Origin of the sequence: Janthinobacterium fluminis (assembly GCF_028595325.1) — a bacterium.
GTDB lineage: Bacteria > Pseudomonadota > Gammaproteobacteria > Burkholderiales > Burkholderiaceae_D > Janthinobacterium > Janthinobacterium fluminis.
Map to the genome: position 1 here is coordinate 792,769 of NZ_JAQQXR010000001.1, position 18,402 is coordinate 811,170.

Sequence of the window (18,402 nt, forward strand, 5' to 3'; positions counted from 1 at the left end):
GCAGACCATCTCCGGGGCGTTGCGCGCGGCGCCCCCACGCACACAGAAAGATAGTGACCATGAATTATGTCGAAAAACGCCTGGCCAGCATGAGCGGCCGCACGGGACTGCAGCTTTCACTCAACAGCAAGATTTGCGTGGCGGCGACGGCCCTCGTCGTCGTCAGCCTGGCAATGACCGCCACGGTGATCGGCATCAAGAGCAGCGCCAGCGCCGAGGCGGCCGCGATGGCGCTGGCGCGCACCTCGGCCCGCGAAGTGGCCGGCGCCCTGCAAAGCCGGATCGGCAGCAATCTGGCCGCCGTCGTCAACCTGGGCGGCGCGATGCGCTCGACCAGGGCGGCCGGCCAACCGCTGCTGCGCGAACAGATCAATGAAATGGTCAAGGCCACGCTGGGCGGCTCGGACGACTTGATCGGCGCGGCCGTCACTTGGGAGCCGAACGCGCTCGACGGCAAGGACGCCGAGTTTGCCGACAAGAAGCCGTGGTACGACGCCACGGGGCGCTTCATGCCCTACTGGACGCGCGGCGCCAACGGCGCCATGCAGGTCGAACCTATCGTGTTCGACCCGGCGCCCGGCGCCAACGACTGGTATGACGTGCCGAAACGCAGCGGCCGCATCTTCTTCACCGAACCGTATATGTACCCGGTCGATGGCAAGAACGTGCTGATGGCTTCGCTGGCCGCGCCGATCATGATCGAGGCGCAATTCAAAGGCGTCGCCAGCGCCGATTTCATGCTGACCCGCTTGAGCAAGATACTGGCTAGCCTGAAGGTCATCGACGGCGGGCAACTGAGCCTGATCTCGAACGGCGGCCTGTACGCCAGCCATCCGGCGCCCGAGCGCCTCGGCAAGAAAGCCGACGATGTGCCGGCCGCCGGGCTGGAGCATGTGCGCCAGGGCCAGGCGTATGAGTATGTGGACGCGCAAGGCATCGTGCATCTGCTGCAGCCGCTGGCGATCCACGCCGACATCGCCCCCTGGAGCGTGCAACTGAGTTTCCCGAAAAGCGTGGCGACGGCCTCGTCCCGAGAGTTGCTGCTGTACACCTTGCTGGTCGCCCTGATCTGCGCGGTCGCCACGGCGCTCGTGCTGGTGCTGGTCGTCTCGCGCCTGACCCGTCCGCTGCGCCGCCTGGGCGAGACGATGACGGACCTGGCCAGCGGCGACGCCGACCTGAGCGTGAAGTTGGCCGTGCGCGGCAACGACGAGCTGGCGGCCATCGGCGCCGGCTTCAACCAGTTCGTCGCCAAGATCCACGCCGTCCTGCTGGAGGTGCGCGCCAGCGCCGACAACGTCGCCCGGGCCAGCGCGGAAATATCGCTCGGCAACAACGACTTGTCGGCCAGGACCGAGCAGCAAGCCAGCTCGCTGGAAGAAACCGCCGCCTCGATCGAAGAATTGACCGGCACCGTGAAGGCGAACGCCGACAATGCGCGCCAGGCCAACCAGATGGCGGCGTCCGCGTCCGACGTGGCGCAGCAGAGCGGCGCCGTGGTGCACCAGGTGGTGCAGACGATGGCGTCGATCAATGAATCGTCGCGCAAGATCGTCGACATCATCAGCGTCATTGATGGCATCGCCTTCCAGACCAACATCCTGGCGCTGAACGCAGCCGTCGAGGCGGCCCGCGCCGGCGAGCAGGGCCGCGGCTTCGCCGTCGTCGCCGCCGAGGTGCGCAACCTGGCCCAGCGCAGCGCCGGCGCGGCCAAGGAAATCAAGACCTTGATCGGCGACTCGGTGGCCCAGGTGGCGGCCGGCAGCAAGCTCGTTGACCACGCCGGCAACACGATGGACGAAGTCGTCGCCAGCGTGCGCCGCGTGACGGAAATCATGGGCGAGATTAGCGTCGCCACGGCCGAGCAGAGCGAGGGCATCGCCCAGGTGAACCAGGCCATCGGTCAAATGGATGGCGTGACGCAGCAAAACGCGGCGCTGGTGGAGCAGGCCGCCGCCGCCGCCGAGAGCTTGCAGGACCAGGCGGGCAAGCTGGCGCGGGCCGTCAGCGTGTTCAAGCTGGACCAGAGCAAGGTGTGAGCCGGCAAGGCGCGGCGGCCGGCGCTGGCCGTCGCCAGGGGCAGCGTCAGGAAGTGATCGCGATCAATTCGATTTCGATGTCATGAAAGACGTTTGGAACGTACACCATGATCGCCTTCGCTTTCAGCATTTTCTCGTAGAGTTCGCCGCGGTGTTCAAGCTCGAAATATAACGTGCTCGGGCGTACCGGAATCGCCGTCGGCACTTGCGGGGCATGCACCAGGCGCACCCCCGGCAGCGACAACTGCACGCAGGTGCCGACGTCATCGGGCGAGCCCACCATGAAGCGCAAGGGGACCAGCTCGACCAGCTCGACCGCCGGCATATTCGCGTTCACCGCCACGTAAAGCTGAGTGTACCTATCGATTTTTTCCGCGTCCAGCGAACCGCGATAAAACGAAGGCTTTTCCATCGGCAGGGGAATGGCCAGGAATTGCGAGGAAATGACGGTGCCGAGCAACTCATGGATGATGTGTTCGAGCGCGGCGAAGCCCGGCCCGGGGTCGCCGTGCCGGTAGGCCGGCAGTTCCCTGAGCGTGAACGTTTTGGAATAAGTCATCAAGCCGCCGGCCAACACCAGCATCTCCCTGAATAATTGCTCGGGATGCAAATCCGGATTGCCCATGAAGTGGCTCAGGGCGGCGTAGCCCGTGCTGGCCGTGTGCAGCATCCAGAACGACGCAACGTCCCTGGTGCGCAACTCGATCACGTTCTGCCGCGGCTCGCTGTGGTGGGCGTAGAGCGAATCGACCTTCGCCTGCAGCGTCGCCTCCAGTTGGCAGATGCGCTCATGCAGGCCGGGCGCGGCGCTGATCGTCAGGCTGGGCGGCATGAAGCTCTTGTCCAGCTCAAAACCGCCGGTCGCCTTGCGTTGCAGCCGGAGCAAGGGAAAATGCGAATACGATCCCAGTACGTCGACGTCGGAAATCAGGCGCACCGCCGGCTTGAGGTAGCTGATTGGCGCGGCGGCGGCCGTCGTGAACAGGTCCTGGGTCGTGACGGTCTTCTGCGTGTAGCGGGCGCCGGTGTTGGCGTCGCAGTTTTCGCCATGTTCCTTGATGCACGGCAGGGCGGCATAAAACGTCAAGGTTTGCGTCGCCGCTGGAAGGTCGGCCAGCCGAACGGGAGTGGGCAGGGCGTCGCGCGAGGGGGCCGCGTAAACCTCCCCGTCCGGAAACAAACACGACAGCGCCGTGAGCCGTAAGGTGTCGGTGGTCAGCGCCGCAGTATCGATTTCGACGTTGCCCACGCCCCAGACGAAAGGGTGGATGGCGGATTTGGTGAGATGCACGAGCTCGGCATGGTTGCGGTCTTGTTGCTGGAAGTGCTGAATGCGCAAAAACAAGCCTTCGCTCCACAGTATTTTCCCGGGTGTGTCCATATTTTCCTCATCGCGCAAAGCGTTCAAATTGGCCCTTGCCTGTCCGTGCAGACAACGCTAGAGCCTGCCGAAGTTGCCGGCGGTCGAGATCAACACCGCGCCGCAGCTCGTCTTGTGGCCCTCGTAGGCGACGGCGACGCCGTCAATCGTGTGCTGGGGATCGCCCTCGACGATGACGCAATTGCTGTGGCCCGGTATCGGGCAACTGCAGCGGTCGCCGACGCGGGCCACCGCGATGCCATCGACGGTGAAGTGGGGGGCGGCGACACTGGCGACAATCCCGCCGTGGCTGGTGGGATCGTTTAAGCGGATGACGTTGCGCATGGGCTTCCCTTTGTATGGAGAGTTGTTCTGTCAGTTCGGCGGATAATTCGCCGGGTCTATCATCGGCGTGGCGCGGTTTCCGAAGACGTCGTCGCCGTTCGGGCGGTGCTGCGCCTTGCGGGCCGCGTCCGATGGTGGGCTGATGAGGATGATGGACGCTTCATTGCCGTCGCGCAGGTTGATCGCCGCGCTGACGCCGCCGCTGCGGTAGCTGCCGATGACGCCGATGCCCATTTGCACGAACAGGGTGGCCGCGCCGGTGTTGCCCAGGCGCTTGTCGGTGTCGATGAATTGCTCGGAATTGGCGTTGTCGTAGACCGGGCCGCCCTGGGCCGCGTAGGCGTTGAGCGTGCTGTGCAGCGCGATCAACTGCTCGGTGTTGCCGCCGGTGGCGGCGATGATGCGGGCCGGCGCCTTCAGGCGTTGCGCCTCGGGCAGCGTCTGCAGCGCCTGCTGCCAGCCGGCCTGCAGCACCTTTTCCCGTTCGTCGCGGCGGGTCAGCGGCTTGCCGTGCTCGTCGGCGAACTTGACAAAGGTGGGGCGGTGCAGGAAGCCGAGCGTGGGCAGCCTGTCGAAGGTGTCGAGCTGGTCGTTATTCCAGGGGATGGGGAACCACGGGGTCGGTTTCCAATTCTTGGGCGGATAGTGCACCCAGGGGGCGACGCCTTTGAGGGTGTTGCTGACGCCGGTTCCGCGAATGTCGGGGCGTTGGGCGAATTGCGCCGCGACAGGGAGCCATTCGGCAATGAGCGGCTGGCGTTCTGTGTACGCTTCTGGATCTTTTTCTTTGTCTGGATGGGGAACTGTTCGTTCCAGCGCTGTGTAGGCAAGGAACAAGCGGCGCGCGACACCATACTGATTGAGTTGATCCACGCTCGCTTCCGGAGGGACGTCATCAAAGGCGAATGGTCGCACCGCGTCGACCCGTTCGCGCCGGGCCAGCACGAACAATGCCGAGGCGTCGGGCATTTCGGGGATGTAGTAGCCGTCTCTAATAAGTTTGGCGGCCCCATCCGGACGATAGCTGTCACGCGAGCCCATGCTATCCTCCGAATTGAGAACGATATATGGCACGTCAGGGTTCGCGTCGAAGAAGGCGAAGACGTCGTCGAGAATGCGATCGGGCCGTTCGCCGAAGCGGCGGGGGCCAACCACGAATAAGTGCCATGCCATACCTGACGAAACTGCGCCAGCGGCTAGCCCTACATATGGCGCATTCGGCTGGTCGGCCATTTCAGGGTCGGCAATTGGTGATTGAGCATTAAACACAGGAACGCCATAGTACATCGGCGTGAATTGGGCGCCATTCTCAAGAGAGTCGCCGCCGCGCCCACCGCCCATGCCCTTGCGCTCCTGCGCATCCCACGGATATTTTTTCGCATCCTGCTCGCGGATTGTCACGTGGGGGCTGCCTTTTTGCAGCGCCTCCCACAGTTTGCCTTGTCGGTACTTGTCCAGTGTGACGCCCAGGCCGATGATTTCCAACACGTATTCCCGCTTGCCCTGTTCGCTGACGGCGACCTGCGGCGCCGGCTGCGGTTTCGCCTCCATATTTTTGAGCGCCATCGCCCAGCGGGTTCCGGCGGTGACGGCCAGAATTGTTGAAAATGCGATGGCACACCACTTCAACCGCGACCATGTCCGGCGCTTGCCCGTTCGCTGTTTTGCTTGAGACTTCGGTGCCGGTGTTGACATGGCATACACTCCGTGATCTGCGATGGATGGGGACATCTCGTTGCCTTAGTTCGGCGGATAGTTCGCCGGGTCTATCATCGGCGTGGCGCGGTTTCCGAAGACGTCGTCGCCGTTCGGACGGTGCTGCGCCTTGCGGGCCGCGTCCGATGGCGGGCTGATGAGGACGATGGATGCTTCATTGCCATCGCGCAGGTTGATCGCCGCGCTGACGCCGCCGCTGCGGTAACTGCCGATGACGCCGATACCCATTTGCACGAACAGCGTGGCCGCGCCGGTGTTGCCCAGGCGCTTGTCGGTGTCGATGAATTGCTCGGAATTGGCGTTGTCGTAGACCGGGCCGCCTTGGGCCGCGTAGGCGTTGAGCGTGCTGTGCAGCGCGATCAACTGCTCGGTGTTGCCGCCGGTGGCGGCGATGATGCGGGCCGGCGCCTTCAGGCGTTGCGCCTCGGGCAGCGTCTGCAGCGCTTGCTGCCAGCCGGCCTGCAGCGCCTTTTCCCGTTCGTCGCGGCGGGTCAGCGGCTTGCCGTGTTCGTCGGCGAACTTGACGAAGGTGGGGCGGTGCAGGAAGCCGAGCGTGGGTAGCCTGTCGAAGGTGTCGAGCTGGTCGTTATTCCAGGGGATGGGGAACCATGGGGTTGGCTTCCAATTCTTGGGTGGATAATGCACCCAGGGGGCGACGCCTTTGAGGGTGTTGTTGACGCCGGTTCCGCGAATGTCGGGGCGTTGGGCGAATTGCGCCGCGACAGGGAGCCATTCGGCAATGAGCGGCTGGCGTTCTGTGTACGCTTCTGGATCTTTTTCTTTGTCTGGATGGGGAACTGTTCGTTCCAGCGCTGTGTAGGCAAGAAACAAGCGGCGCGCGACACCATACTGATTGAGTTGATCCACGCTCGCTTCCGGAGGGACGTCATCAAAGGCGAATGGTCGCACCGCGTCGACCCGTTCGCGTCGGGCCAGCACAAACAAAGCCGAGGCGTCGGGCATTTCGGGAATGTAGTAGCCGTCTTTGAGCAGCGGCGGCGAGCCAATCGGACGGTATATGTCGCGCGATGCCATGCTGTCCTCCGAGTTGAGGACGATATACGGCACGTCGGGGTTTGCGTCGAAGAAAGCGAAGACGTCGTCGAGAATGCGGTCGGGCCGTTCGGCGAAGCGGCGGGGGCCGACGACGAACAAATGCCAGGCCATGCCGGACGAAACCGCTCCTGCGGCCAGACCCACGAGAGGGGCGTTTGGTCTGTCAACTAATCTTGAGTTAAATACCGGCGCCTCAGCATCAAAAACAGGCACGCCGTAATACATAGGTGTGTTCTGCGCGCCATTTTCAAGCGTATCTCCCCCCCGTCCGCCGGCGATTCCGGATTTGTCCATATCGGTCCAAGGATATTTTTTCGGATCCTCTTCGCGGATCGTCACGTGGGGGCTGCCTTTTTGCAGCGCCTCCCACAGCTTGCCTTGCCGGTACTTGTCCAACGTGACGCCCAGGCCGATGATTTCCAATACGTATTCTCGTCTCGTCTGCTCACTGACTGTGATTTTGGGTTGCGCTGTCAATATTTGTTGCTTATATTTTGCCTCAGCATTCTTGACCGCCATCGCCCAGTACACGCCAAAGAGCACCGCTATCATCGCCAACGGCAAGAAAACAAACCATTTCAATATCGGCCATATTCGCTCATTACTCATGAATTGCTCCTGTGTCAAGATAATGGTTTCGGGTTGAATGAACCGGAGTACAAAAATCCCCCAAAGCGGAAGCAAGATAAGAAAGGCAATCAGTGCGCCGAATATATGTCGCCATAGCAGAGGAGGCTGTTTTTCTGCATTGGCGTTCATGCATCAGCCTTTTTTTCTTTTTGATTGGCATTGGTGGCAGTAACAGGCGGTTTGGCGTCGCGTGCTGACGGAGTCGGTAGCGTGCGTCTGCCAGCCAGGGTTTCGCAGACGACAGTCGAAGGCAATCCGGTTGCCAGTGCCGGCACGTAGGCCGGAATTTTCCCGGTGCTGTAATAGTTGGCACTGCCTTCGATTATATTTTTATGACGTGTCGTTTCGGCGTCCCAATAAATACTGAATATATCGATAAATTTTTCCCAGCGCATTATTGATGGACGACTCGGTGCCGTAGCATCTTTTTGTAATCGCCAATCTGCCACGGCGCATAAATACCTGTAGAAACTCGGATCGCTCGACGCCTTGCCGCCACCGATCGCGACATCGTAAGCGGTGACATTGCGGTGGTTCTCGGCGTTGCCGATGATCGCGCCGTGGAAGGATTTCGGGCTGACTTCGTGCTGCCAACGCTTGCGCGCTTCATTGGGCGTCTCATAGCGGGTAACCAGGAGCTTGGGGCCGCCCTTGTCATAGGTGGGCCGGACGCTCTTAAATTTTCCCTGATCGGCGATGTTCCTTTTGCTGTTTATAATCCGCTCCACCTTCTTCGTTTCTTCCGAGCTCAGTTCTTTGTAGTTGCCACCGGGGAACCCCCTGGAGTTGGGGGAGGGGTCATCAATCAATTCCTCGCGCAGGCCGGTGACTCCCTGTTTGCTGGTGACGGCAGTGGCGGCGTCGATCGGATCGACGTCCTCGAACGGTCCCTGCTTTTTGACGGAAGTAATACTATTGTTGGAAACGGTGTAAGACGTTAAGGCGTCGATTTGGCCAGCCATGCGCAACTGGGCCGCAACGGGAACGCGCAGGGCTTCGCCGTTGATGGTGCACAGTCCGTCGCGCTTGCCTGCGTCCGCCTGAGGCTTACCCGGTTGGCCACCTTGTTTTGCGGGCCACGGCGCTTCCTTGCTGACGGCGCGGTGCGCCCGGATTGATTCGGCGACGTGTTCGCGCCCATCCTCGCCTTTGACGCGCAGCGCGAAATCGTGCGGGGCCTGGCCCACCAGGACGGCTTTTGGCGCGTTGCTCACCGGGTCAATGCGTATCTTGTCGGTGAAGACGCGCTGGAAGAAGCTCGGGCCTAGTTCGGCGAGGGGTTTACGATCTTGGTTTTCGCGCTCCCATAACTCTTGGCCAGGCGGAGGAGTAGATTGTCCGTGCCGGTTCTGCAGCACTGTCCGGGTTTTGGATAATGCGGTTCCGCTCAGGTAGTCCGGCACGCCTTGCCAGCCTATGCCCTTGATGTTGTCCAATGCTACCGTCATGTCTTCCGGACAGAAGTACAGGTAGACCTTGCCGCGATTGTCGCGGTCCGCCGCCGCGCTCCATTTCGCGCCCACCATGCCGTGGTGTTTGGCCTGATCGCCCAAGGCGGCGAAGACGGGTGTCGAGCACTTCTTTGCCGCCACCCCCTGCACGATGTTGACGAGTGTGCGCAGGCGCGCGTCAAAAGTCTGGCGCGCGTCGATGGCGGCATACTGGTCGGCCATCGCCGCGTCCTGGCCGCCGCCGAATATCTGGGTGCCCTCGACCAGGTCAAAGAACATCGTGGTGCCTTCCTCCAGGCTGTATGGCGGATGGGTCAGGATCAGGGTGTCGGCAGGCCGCGCCCCTTCGTCGAGCAGGAACGCTTGTGCCAGCAGCGATATCAGGCAACCCTGGCTGTGGGCGACGATCGATACAACGTCATCCTTGTCATAGTCGCGGGTCATGGCGATCAGTGCCGCCAGCCGCTTTGCCGCCAGCACCATGTAGATGCGCCCGGGCGCAGTCATCAGCGGCCGAACCGGGTCGCCGCCGACATCCATGGGGGCGTACAAACCCTTGTTCCACATGTCCGGCAATGTGTTGCTGGCGTTGCCGAAGGGGCCGCCGCCTTTGGACAGGTCTTTGTCCAGGCGGTTGCCGTAGCGGTCGGTGCGCTGCCCGTTCACCGTTTGGGCTGAGTCCTTCAGCTCGCGAAACCCCCAGTAAAACGGAATCACCGGGCTATGCGTGTTGTCGTTCATCTTTCGTTTGAAGAACACGGCGTCCGGGTCCGGCTCCACGATGTCTTTGTCCTTGGCCTCCGGCATGCGGTAGGTGCCGGGAATGAACAGGCTGGCCTGGCCGGACTTGATGCCGTGTAACCTGACGTCTAGCCCCTGACACAACCCCTGTTCGACCGCGCCAAAGCTGGTGCCGACGTCGTTCACCCCGTGGATCACGATGATGTTGCCGGGTAAATTGGGCCGGGCGTCGACCGTCTTGTCATAGGCGCGATTGCATTGCAGGACGCTGGTGTCTTTGCCAATCACGCATGGTTTTTTCGGGTATCCCATCGCTTTTCCTTGTCCGCCGCTATTTGTTGTCTTTCAGAATCCGGATGTCGGCAATATGCATGGCATCGCGCTGCAAGATGGCGGTTTTGCCGTCGGCGTCGGTGACGCCCTTGATCGTGCTGCCATCGCTCATGTCAATTTCAAATTGCCGGTTGGCGGCAACCATGGCGGCGTCGGTGTGGGCGCCGTATTTGACGATGAATTGCTGGTCCGGCGCGCCGCCGCCGAAGGTGGGTAATTCCGTGTGCATGGTGGCGGGGCCGCTGAACGGGAAACTGGAGGCTTTGTGGCGGATGTCGCCGTTGCTGCCCAGCGTGATGCCGCCGGCGCCTATCTTGATGAAGGAGCCGTCCTCGGCGACGAGGTGCAGTTCCTTGGCCATCAGGACGATTTTGCTGTCGTTGGCGGTGATGTTGACGTTTTTCGCGGAGTTGATGGCGGTGTCGTCATGCTGGCTTTGCAGGATCAATTTGCCGTTGTGGGCGATGGCCCTGATGCCCTCGCTGTGCGCGAACAGGGAAACGCCTTTGCCGGCGTTGACGTTGAAGCGCTGGCCCGCCGTCAATTGCAGATGCTGTTGCGCCACCATGTCGAGGTTGGCGCCGGCATAGCTGACGATGTTTTTCGGCGTGGCGAAGCTGATGCCGGCCGGGGCGCTGGCGGCGATGACGGGCGCGCCGCCGTCTTGCCCCCGGGGTGAGGTGTTGCTGCCGTGTTCCCACCGTTGCAACGCCGCCTGCAGCGCCTCTTGCTCCTTGTTGTCGAGTGGCAGCGCCTGGTGCTCGGCGGCGTACTGTCCCAGCGAGCTGGCCAGTTTGATGCATTCTTCCAGCAGGGCCAGGTATTCGCCGCGCGCCAGTTGCCGGGCGCCTGCGCTATTCCAGGCCGACAGCAACAGTCCCTTGCCGGCCCGCAGCGCCAGGTGTTCGTCGCTGCGCAGTTCGGCCCCTTCGCCGCGGGGTTCGGCGCCGGCGGCGTTGTTGGGCTGGCGCAACCAGCCCAGGTTCAGTTCGCTGCGGCCGTGGCTGCTGCCGAGTTGCACGCCGTTCTTGCCGAGCTGGTCTTCGAAACGCAGCGCGTTGGCCTGGGCGGCGTCGCCGCCGACGGTGGAGCGGCTCAGCACGCCGCTCTGGGTCTTGTGCCGGGGCAGCTCCCACGGCGGCATCCGGGCGGCGTTGTAGACGCTGCCGATGATCAGGGGGCGGTCGCAATTGCCGTCGAGGAATTGGACGACGACCTCGTCGCCGACGCGCGGCAGGCTGATGTGGCCGAAGCCCTGGCCGGCCCATGGCGTCATCACGCGCACCCAGGCCGAGCTGGCGGCGTCGAACTTGCCGGCCCGGTCCCAGTGGAATTGCACTTTGACGCGGCCGTATTCGTCGGTGTGGATTTCTTCGCCGGCCGGGCCGACGACGACGGCCGTCTGCACGCCGTGCATGCGCGTGTCCTTGCTGTGAAAGCCGCGGCCGGGCCGCCAGGGCAGGCTTTTGCGCACGCATGTGAAGGTGTTGGTGTAGCTCGACGGCGCGGCGCTGCCGTCCTGGTAGTTGTTGCTGGCAAGGTGGTGCACGCTGAGTATCAAATACTGGCGCTCGCCGACCCTGTCCGGTGCGGCGTCGGCGTCGCCAGCGCCGGCTCTGGGGGCGTCGCTGAAATGCCCGCTCAAGGTGAACCAGCGGCCGGGCTGCGCCCTGCGGTCGTTGCCGCCCGCGTCGAAGTACTGGCCGCGCGCGTCGTGTTCCTCCATGCGCCGCTGGGCCAGGGCGTCGCCGCCGTTGCCGCCCGGATTGAAGCCGTATGCCCCCATGTCTTCGAACACTTCGTAGCTGGGCACGGCGCCCTGGCGGTTCGACGACAGGCGCTCGCCCTGCGCGGCGCGGGCGCTCTTGAAGTCGAAGCTGCCGACGATGCTTTCGCCGGAGCCGACGCGGCGCGCCGGGCGCCACTGGGCGACGCCGTCGTCTTCCAGCGAGCCGGAGTGGCGGTGGAAGGCCATGTCGGGCGCCGCGCCGTCGATGGGGGCGGCTTGCCGCGTGTCGTCGCCCAGCCAGAGGGTGTGGCCGTCGGGGGCGTGTTCGTACCAGTAATGCCAGCCGCTCGCCTCCAGGCGCCGGTGCAGGTGGTTGTGGTCGCTTTCATTGTGCTGGATGCGCATCGTCACGTCGGGGTCGTCCTCGACCAGCCGCGTCATGTAGCGGCGTTTCAGGTAGCGGCTGAAAATGGTTTTGCACAGTTCGCTGGTGGACATGTTCTGGAAGGTCGCGCAGTCGCGGCGCAGGCGCAGGTCGGCCAGCCAGGGCCGCAGCACCATGCGATAAAAGGCGAAGCCGCCATCCGTCTTGACGAGGCTGAATTCGTGGACGTAGCCGTTGAAGTGGCGCAGCTTGCCGTCCTCGCGCACCAGCGCGATGCCGACCATTTTCCCGGTGACTTCCTTGAGGGGGATGTGGGCGCTGTCGCTGAGCACTTCGATTTCGTAGCGGAAATCGCGCGACATGCTTTCGGTGGCGTCGAGGCGGTTGGCCAGCATCAGGGCGTTTGGCGGCGCGTCGTTGCGGGGGAAGCTCATGCGCAGCAGGCGCCGGTCTTGCTGTGTTTGGTCCAGCGCGGCCAGGGTGGCGGTGTCGCCCTGAAATGTCGTCATGTCTGCTCCCGTCTGGATGGTTGGACTGGCGCCGCGAACGGTAGGGGTGTTGCCAACTGTAGCCGCTCGCGCGGGCGCCAACTTGTCGAGCGTCAACAGGCTGGCCTTATGGGCGTAGTTCGTAAAACATGTCGTCGCGCTCGCGCGCGTCGGGCCCGGCCAGGACGAAGGCGTCGAAACCCAGGCGCCGCCCCCACACGGCGTCACCGGCCGCGAAGCGCAGCGGCGTGACGTCGGCGCCGCGCAGCACGGGGTGGACCGTGTAGTGCAGCGGCGCGCCGGCGAAGGCGGCGAGCATGTTCCGCAGCGTCGCCGCGCCATCGGCGCCCGGCAGGAAGCGCGCGTAATGCTGCGCGTCGAGGGGGCCGATGCGTATGCGCACGCGCAAGTCGTGGCGCCACACCCGCGTTCCGGCGATCGCTCTGCCGATGACGGCGTTGGCGGAGCCGAACGCCATCTGGTTTTCCCTTGCCAGCGCGTGCCAGCCGCCGACAAATTCTTCCAGCGCGACGGGCACGCCAAAATAGTCGGACAGCACGCGCGCCAAGACGACGGCCGATACCGGGCGCTGCCGCAGCACGCCGGCGTAATAGGCCAGCGCCTGGTCGCTGACGGCCTGCGCATCGGCGCCGTGGCGGGCGCCGGGCCGGAAGCCGGCGAGCGCCAGCGGCACGTGCAGAAAGCGGTCCTTGCCGGGCGCGTCGAACTGGCATTCGATCCGGTACTTGCCCCAGGCCGCATACGTCAATGCCAGCGCCCGGTTCGAGAAGGTGTCGAGGAAGGCGCGCGGACCGTGGTTTTTTTCGTTGTGGAGCTGGTTGCCGATGCGCTCGGTGTAGTGATAGGGCAGGGCGCCGCCGGCGCCAAGTAAGCCCATGAAGGCGGGCGTGATGCGGATATGCTTGAGCGTCCGGTCGAACAGGGCGGCTAATAGCGTATTAGCGTCGCTGATGGGGGCGGCCGCTTCGGCCGAGAGGGCTTCGATTTCGCTGGCGGGGAAGGCCAGCGAGACGCTGTTTTCAAAGCGCAGGTAGTCGGCCAGCACGTTCTCGCCGGCCGCACCGTGCTGTTTCAGCCAGGTTTCGAGCACGCGCACGGCCTGGAAGAATTGAAAACGGTAGGGCTCGTCGAGCAGGCGCTGGATTACGCAGGCTCGCCCGGCATCGGGCTTCGTGGTTGGCATCGCAGCAACTCCTCGCCGGTCTTGTGGGACAGGATGATTAATTGTGTGGACAGGTTGATTTGGCCGTACAGGGCGAGGAATTGATCCATCAATTGCGCGAACGCGTGCACGCCGCTGCCGACGAAAGCCTCTTCGTCGAGGGTCATGCGGATGGCGATGCCGGGCATCAGGAAGGCATGGGGCTTGCCCTCGACCCAGGACATGACGGCTTCGTGTGCGAGGCCGGTGATGCCCATGATCTGGCGCTGCGAGGTGGCCGATTGGGGCAGGTCGTGCAAGCTCAGCATTTTGCGGAAATCGGCCAGGCCGGCCTCGCATAGCGAGCGGAAGTTCAGCGACAGGTGTGAGATCAGGCGCCAGTGGGCACCGCGCCCGGCCTCGAAGCGCTGCGGCGCGCTCGGCTTGCGCAGGAAATGGATCGGCGCGCGGGCCAGGTCGCCGCCGGCTTCCAGGTCGCCGTCCGGCAAGCCGACCGCCAGTGCGCAGGGCAAGTCTCGATTGCTGCACAGCAGCGTCGTCGACAGCGTTGCCGTTTCCGGCAGCATCGGGTTGAAGTCGCTGTCGACGAAGGCGATTTTGGTTTCGTGCCCCGGGCTGGTGGCGGCCACCATGTCGTCGCGCCGCGTCACCCAGTAGTGGCTGTTCTGGTCCGGCTGCTCGCCCGCGTGCAGCGCGTAGAACGGCCGGAACGGGGTGCCGGCGCTGCCGTCCGCCGTGTCCTTTTTGATCTGCGCCGCCACGATGCTGTGTATCTCGTAAGCGTAGGCGCGGGCCGGGTCCGCCAGCAGCGTGTACTCGGACTTCATGTGCGTCACGTCCAGCGGGTTGCCGGCCTGCTCGAACAGGTTGACGACGGGCGTGCAGCCCAGCAGCAGGTTCTTGGGCGACAGCGCCGACAGGATGCGCGCCCGGTTGGAGTCGGCCGGTATGCCCTTGAGCGCCAGGTGCAGGGAAAAGTCCCGGCAGCCGGGCGGCAGGACGGCGGCCAGGCGCGCCAGTTCGATGTCGAAGAAGTTGAACTTGTCGGGGAAGCAAAAATATTCCGTCAGCAGGCGGTAGGCGGGATGCGAGCGCGCGGAAAACGGAATGAGTGCGTCGGCTTCGGCGAAGCCGACCGCCGTGACGGGAATGGCGTCCAGCGCCAGCCATTTGCCGTCGCCGCCCGCCTCGACGTAGGCGCTGGCCGTGTGCAGGAAGAGGGCATCGCGCAGGGCCGCGCAGAACGAGGGGTCGCCGTCGATGAACACGCGCAGGCGGCGCGGCCCCGCTTGCTCCGCCGAACCCGCCTGCACGGCAATGCGCAGCGAGGCGCTCACGCCGGCCGGCAGCGGCATGGAGGGCGGCGCCGCGATATGGGGATGGAAACGTGCCTCGGCGATCGACAGCGGCGCGATGCTCACCTCGTAAATGGACTTGAACGTGCATTTGACGTTCCTGACTTTAGCCGATTTCATCACCGTTGCGCGCGGGATGGTCGCGGCCCGCTCGCCTGCCGCCGCGCCGTCGAAGCGCGCAATGGCGCAGCTGGGAAAGGCGCGCAGATAATGCGGATACAGCGTTTCCAGCAGCGCTTCCGTCAATTGCGGGTAGTCGTCGTCGAGGCGCTTGGAAATGCGCGCGGTCAGGAAGGCGAACGCCTGTATCATGCGCTCGACGTGCGGGTCTTCGCTGCTTTCGCCGTGCATCAGCAGGTTGGCGGCGATTTTCGGATAGCGCTCGGCAAACTCGCGTGAAAAGCGGCGGAAGAAGCCGAGTTCGCGCGCATAGTGCGGCTGAAATTTATCCATAGTGGGAGCCTTTTCGTGTACGGGCCGCTACGATGCTGGCATCAAATCGGCCGCGGGCTGTTGACGGGAAACAATTGCCGCGTTGCGCAGTCTGCTACCGTTGCATGCATGAGCAAATATCTGCCCAGCCTGTTTGACCGCCTGATCGACGACCGCTGCTACGCGGGCGCGGATGGGCTGCTTGCGCGCCTGTCGCTGGAACAATTGAAAGACGCCGTCGCGCGCGACCTGGAGGCGCTGTTGAATACCCGCACGGTGCTGCCCGAGGCGATGCTGGCCGAGTATCCGGATGCGGCCAGTTCGATGCTCGACTACGGCTTGATCGATTTTTCCGGCTTTTGCCTGTCCAGCGACGCCGACCGCAAAACCGTCTGCGCCCATCTGCGCGCCGCCATCGAGCGGCATGAACCGCGGCTGCGCGACGTCCGCGCCCGGCTGGAGTTGAACGCGGGGGCGAGCAAGCGGCTGCAGTTTGTGATTTCCGCGACCTTGCGGCTGGCCTCCGTGAGCGAGGCGGTGAACTTCAGCGCGGTGCTGCAGCCGGCGACGTTGCAGTATTCGATCAGCCAGTGCCGGCGCGGCTAGCCGCCCGGGGCCGCATTTTGATGCGGCGCAGGGGCGCGGCCGGATGATACGGGGTATGCTGGGCGGGCGCCGCGTTTTGCCGCGCCGTTGCCATTCTCAGGATTGCCCATGTCAGAGCCCAGCCAGTTGGCCGCCCAGGAAAATCTGATCCGCTTGCTCGTCGGCGCGCTGGAGCAGGCGGGCGCGACGGTCGAATTGATCGAAACCCATATTTCCTGGGTGCTGGTGGCGGGCGCCTACGCCTACAAAATCAAGAAGGCCGTGCGCTTCGATTTCCTTGACTTCAGCACGCTCGACGCGCGCCGCTTCTTTTGCCTGGAAGAGGTGCGCCTGAACCGGCGTCTGGCGCCGGCCCTGTACCTGGACGTCGTGACGGTGCGCGGCAGCCAGGCCCAACCCCGTTTCAGCGGCGGCGGACCGCCGCTGGAGTATGCCGTGCGCATGCGCGCCTTCGCCCAGCAGGCGCTGTGGAGCCGGCGCATCGAGGCCGGGCAATTAGGCGCCGACGAGGTCGACCAGCTGGCGGCCGTGCTGGAATCGTTCCACCGGCGCGCCGACGTGGCGCCGCCGACCAGCCACTGGGGCACGCCGCAGGTGCTGCAACAGGTGGCCGACGACAATCTGGCGCTGCTGGCCGCGCTGGCCGGTCCCGACGAGGCGGGCGGCGTCGGCGCCTTGCGCGGCTGGCAAGCGGCGCAGCAGGCGCGGCTGCGCGGCACGTTCTTGCGGCGCAAGGCCGACGGCCGGGTGCGCAACTGCCACGGCGACTTGCATTGCGCGAATATCGTCACCGTGGACGGGCGCGTGGAGGTGTTCGACTGCATCGAGTTCAGCGAGAGCCTGCGCTGGACCGACGTGATGAGCGACCTGGCCTTCGTCAGCATGGACTTGCTGGCGCGCGGCTTGCCCGCGCTGGCGGCGCGCCTGCTGAACGGCTATCTGATGCGCAGCGGCGATTACGAGGGCTTGGCCGTGCTGCGCTATTACCAGATCGAGGCGGCGCAGGTGCGCTGGAAAGTGCTGCGCCTGCGGGAGCCGCGCGCGGACGGGGCGGCGCCGTCGGCCCGCTACCGCCAGTTCGCGCTGCAGTCGATGGCGCCGGCGCCGGCGGCGCTGCTGATTCTGCATGGCGTGTCGGGCAGCGGCAAATCGACCGTCGCCGGCGCGCTGGTCGAGCTGCTGGGCGCCGTGCAGGTGCGCGCCGACGTCGAGCGCAAGCGCATGCAAGGCCTCGCCCCCTTCGGGCCGGCCGCGGCGGGCGAGGCCGCCGCCGGCCTGTATGGTCCGGCGGCCACGCAGGCCAGCTACGCGCGCCTGCGCCTGCTGGCGGCCGCCATCGTCCGCGCCGGCATGCCGGCGCTGGTTGACGCGACCTTCCTGCAGCGCCAGCAACGGCAATTGTTCCGCACGCTGGCCGACGCGCTGGGCGTGCCGTTTTTCATCATCGACCTGCGGGCGGGCGAGGCGACGCTGCGCGCGCGCGTGGCGGCGCGGGCGCGCGCCGGCGGCGATCCGTCCGACGCCGACGCCGCCGTGCTGGCCCACCAACTGGCGCACCGCGAGCCGCTGTCCGGCGACGAACGCGCGCTGGCGCTGAGCCTGGACACGGGGGCGGACTGGGATGCGGCGACGCTGCGCGCGCTGTGCCGGCCCGTGCTCGCGGCGCTGGGCCGCTGAGCCTCACACCTCGGCCGGCTGTTGCGCGGGCGGCGCCATCGCGCCCTCGCTGACCAGGCGGCGGGCAAACGCCGCCAGCATCGCCTCGTGCTGGCCATCGCGGATCTGCCGTTCCGTCAGCGCCAGCGTGGCGGCCGGCTGCTTGCCGCACAGCGCGGCAATGTCGGCCAGGGCTTCTTCCGCGCCGGAACCGCCCATGGTGCAAAACACGGCCACGCGGTTCAGGCGCTGCCGGTGCTTGACGAGGTAGGTGCGCAGCGGCGAGGCCACATGGCCGACCCAGACGGGGGTGCCGAGGATGGTGAGCGCGTAGTTGGCGGGGTCGTGCGCGCGCGTGTCGATGGCCGGCGTCTTGCCGCGCAAGGCTTCGTAGCCGGAGCGCAGGAAGCCCAGCATGCCGGTGCGCGGCTGCACGTCGCGGATGCGCTCGACGTCGGCGCCGCAGGCCCGCGCCAGCGCCGTGGCCGCTTTCGCGGTCATGCCGCTGCGCGAGTAATACACAATCAGACAGGGTTGCATGTCGCCTCCTCGGCTTGCCGGCAGCGCCGGCCCAGTGATCGAGCCTAAACAGCGCGCGCCGTGGAGCTTTGTTGCGGATCAATCGAACGGTGCGGCGATATAAAATTTGCATGACGTTTACGTAAACGTAATATGTTGTGTTACTCTTAATTCAACAGGTGCGCCAGAACATGTTCTTGTCTGGCGTTAAACGGGAAAGTGGTGCGCGTTGAGTCGGTACAACGCCACGCCCCTGCTGCCTCCGCAACGGTAGGCAAGTGCGGTTACTTCATGGATGCCACTGGTCGCGCGCGACTGGGAAGGCGAAGTAACAAGACTTGCGAGCCCGGATACCGGCCTGTTGATCTTCAAGAAGGC

12 protein-coding genes and 1 riboswitch are annotated in these 18,402 nt (G+C 64.7%); of the genes, 3 read left to right on the forward strand and 9 right to left on the reverse strand.

The window, feature by feature from the left end:
- Positions 1–59 precede the first annotated feature (59 nt).
- A complete protein-coding gene (locus OIK44_RS03600; protein ID WP_273669306.1) occupies positions 60–2,039 on the forward strand; it encodes a methyl-accepting chemotaxis protein in 1,980 nt (659 codons plus the stop codon).
- 46 nt (positions 2,040–2,085) lie between these two features.
- Here OIK44_RS03600 and tssK read toward each other — a convergent pair whose 3' ends face one another.
- The 8 genes from tssK to tssF form a co-directional block, all read right to left on the reverse strand.
- The gene (gene tssK / locus OIK44_RS03605; protein ID WP_273669307.1) at positions 2,086–3,420 is read right to left on the reverse strand and encodes a type VI secretion system baseplate subunit TssK; all 1,335 of its coding nucleotides are present in this window, start codon (positions 3,418–3,420) and stop codon (positions 2,086–2,088) included.
- A 57-nt stretch (positions 3,421–3,477) separates the two neighbouring features.
- The gene (locus tag OIK44_RS03610) at positions 3,478–3,744 is read right to left on the reverse strand and encodes a PAAR domain-containing protein (protein ID WP_273669308.1); all 267 of its coding nucleotides are present in this window, start codon (positions 3,742–3,744) and stop codon (positions 3,478–3,480) included.
- Positions 3,745–3,774: 30 nt separating this feature from the next.
- On the reverse strand, positions 3,775–5,439 hold the full coding sequence (locus OIK44_RS03615) for a type VI lipase adapter Tla3 domain-containing protein (RefSeq protein WP_273669310.1): 1,665 nt from the start codon (positions 5,437–5,439) through the stop codon (positions 3,775–3,777).
- A 45-nt stretch (positions 5,440–5,484) separates the two neighbouring features.
- Positions 5,485–7,275: a type VI lipase adapter Tla3 domain-containing protein gene (locus OIK44_RS03620; RefSeq protein ID WP_273669311.1), complete on the reverse strand. Its 1,791-nt coding sequence runs from the start codon at positions 7,273–7,275 to the stop codon at positions 5,485–5,487.
- A complete protein-coding gene (locus tag OIK44_RS03625) occupies positions 7,272–9,650 on the reverse strand; it encodes a T6SS effector phospholipase Tle3 domain-containing protein (protein ID WP_273669312.1) in 2,379 nt (792 codons plus the stop codon). Before OIK44_RS03625 ends, OIK44_RS03620 begins: the two co-directional genes overlap by 4 nt.
- Positions 9,651–9,669: 19 nt before the next feature.
- Entirely contained in the window at positions 9,670–12,294 is a 2,625-nt protein-coding gene (locus OIK44_RS03630; protein WP_273669313.1) for a type VI secretion system Vgr family protein, read from the reverse strand.
- Between the two features lie 106 nt (positions 12,295–12,400).
- Positions 12,401–13,477 carry a type VI secretion system baseplate subunit TssG gene (gene tssG / locus OIK44_RS03635; protein ID WP_273669314.1) on the reverse strand — a complete coding sequence of 359 codons (1,077 nt, stop codon included), beginning with the start codon at positions 13,475–13,477 and terminating at the stop codon, positions 12,401–12,403.
- Entirely contained in the window at positions 13,438–15,264 is a 1,827-nt protein-coding gene (gene tssF, locus OIK44_RS03640; RefSeq protein ID WP_273669315.1) for a type VI secretion system baseplate subunit TssF, read from the reverse strand. Before tssF ends, tssG begins: the two co-directional genes overlap by 40 nt.
- A gap of 108 nt (positions 15,265–15,372) precedes the next feature.
- Here tssF and tssE point away from each other — a divergent pair, with 108 nt between their 5' ends.
- The gene (gene tssE, locus OIK44_RS03645; protein WP_273669316.1) at positions 15,373–15,849 is read left to right on the forward strand and encodes a type VI secretion system baseplate subunit TssE; all 477 of its coding nucleotides are present in this window, start codon (positions 15,373–15,375) and stop codon (positions 15,847–15,849) included.
- Positions 15,850–15,957: 108 nt separating this feature from the next.
- Positions 15,958–17,526: a bifunctional aminoglycoside phosphotransferase/ATP-binding protein gene (locus tag OIK44_RS03650; protein WP_273669317.1), complete on the forward strand. Its 1,569-nt coding sequence runs from the start codon at positions 15,958–15,960 to the stop codon at positions 17,524–17,526.
- 3 nt (positions 17,527–17,529) lie between these two features.
- On the opposite strand, the gene OIK44_RS03655 is transcribed toward OIK44_RS03650, so the two are convergent.
- Positions 17,530–18,045, reverse strand: a complete 516-nt coding sequence (locus tag OIK44_RS03655) for a flavodoxin family protein (protein WP_273669318.1) — start codon at positions 18,043–18,045, stop codon at positions 17,530–17,532.
- Positions 18,046–18,184: 139 nt separating this feature from the next.
- Positions 18,185–18,400: riboswitch (cobalamin riboswitch) on the forward strand.
- Positions 18,401–18,402 lie beyond the last annotated feature (2 nt).

Excerpts from the sequence above, each read along its gene's own strand:
- OIK44_RS03600 (WP_273669306.1), top strand. The coding sequence starts at position 60 with ATGAATTATGTCGAAAAACGCCTGGCCAGCATGAGCGGCCGCACGGGA.
- tssK (WP_273669307.1), bottom strand. The coding sequence starts at position 3,420 with ATGGACACACCCGGGAAAATACTGTGGAGCGAAGGCTTGTTTTTGCGC.
- OIK44_RS03610 (WP_273669308.1), bottom strand. The coding sequence starts at position 3,744 with ATGCGCAACGTCATCCGCTTAAACGATCCCACCAGCCACGGCGGGATT.
- OIK44_RS03615 (WP_273669310.1), bottom strand. The coding sequence starts at position 5,439 with ATGTCAACACCGGCACCGAAGTCTCAAGCAAAACAGCGAACGGGCAAG.
- OIK44_RS03620 (WP_273669311.1), bottom strand. The coding sequence starts at position 7,275 with ATGAACGCCAATGCAGAAAAACAGCCTCCTCTGCTATGGCGACATATA.
- OIK44_RS03625 (WP_273669312.1), bottom strand. The coding sequence starts at position 9,650 with ATGGGATACCCGAAAAAACCATGCGTGATTGGCAAAGACACCAGCGTC.
- OIK44_RS03630 (WP_273669313.1), bottom strand. The coding sequence starts at position 12,294 with ATGACGACATTTCAGGGCGACACCGCCACCCTGGCCGCGCTGGACCAA.
- tssG (WP_273669314.1), bottom strand. The coding sequence starts at position 13,477 with ATGCCAACCACGAAGCCCGATGCCGGGCGAGCCTGCGTAATCCAGCGC.
- tssF (WP_273669315.1), bottom strand. The coding sequence starts at position 15,264 with ATGGATAAATTTCAGCCGCACTATGCGCGCGAACTCGGCTTCTTCCGC.
- tssE (WP_273669316.1), top strand. The coding sequence starts at position 15,373 with ATGAGCAAATATCTGCCCAGCCTGTTTGACCGCCTGATCGACGACCGC.
- OIK44_RS03650 (WP_273669317.1), top strand. The coding sequence starts at position 15,958 with ATGTCAGAGCCCAGCCAGTTGGCCGCCCAGGAAAATCTGATCCGCTTG.
- OIK44_RS03655 (WP_273669318.1), bottom strand. The coding sequence starts at position 18,045 with ATGCAACCCTGTCTGATTGTGTATTACTCGCGCAGCGGCATGACCGCG.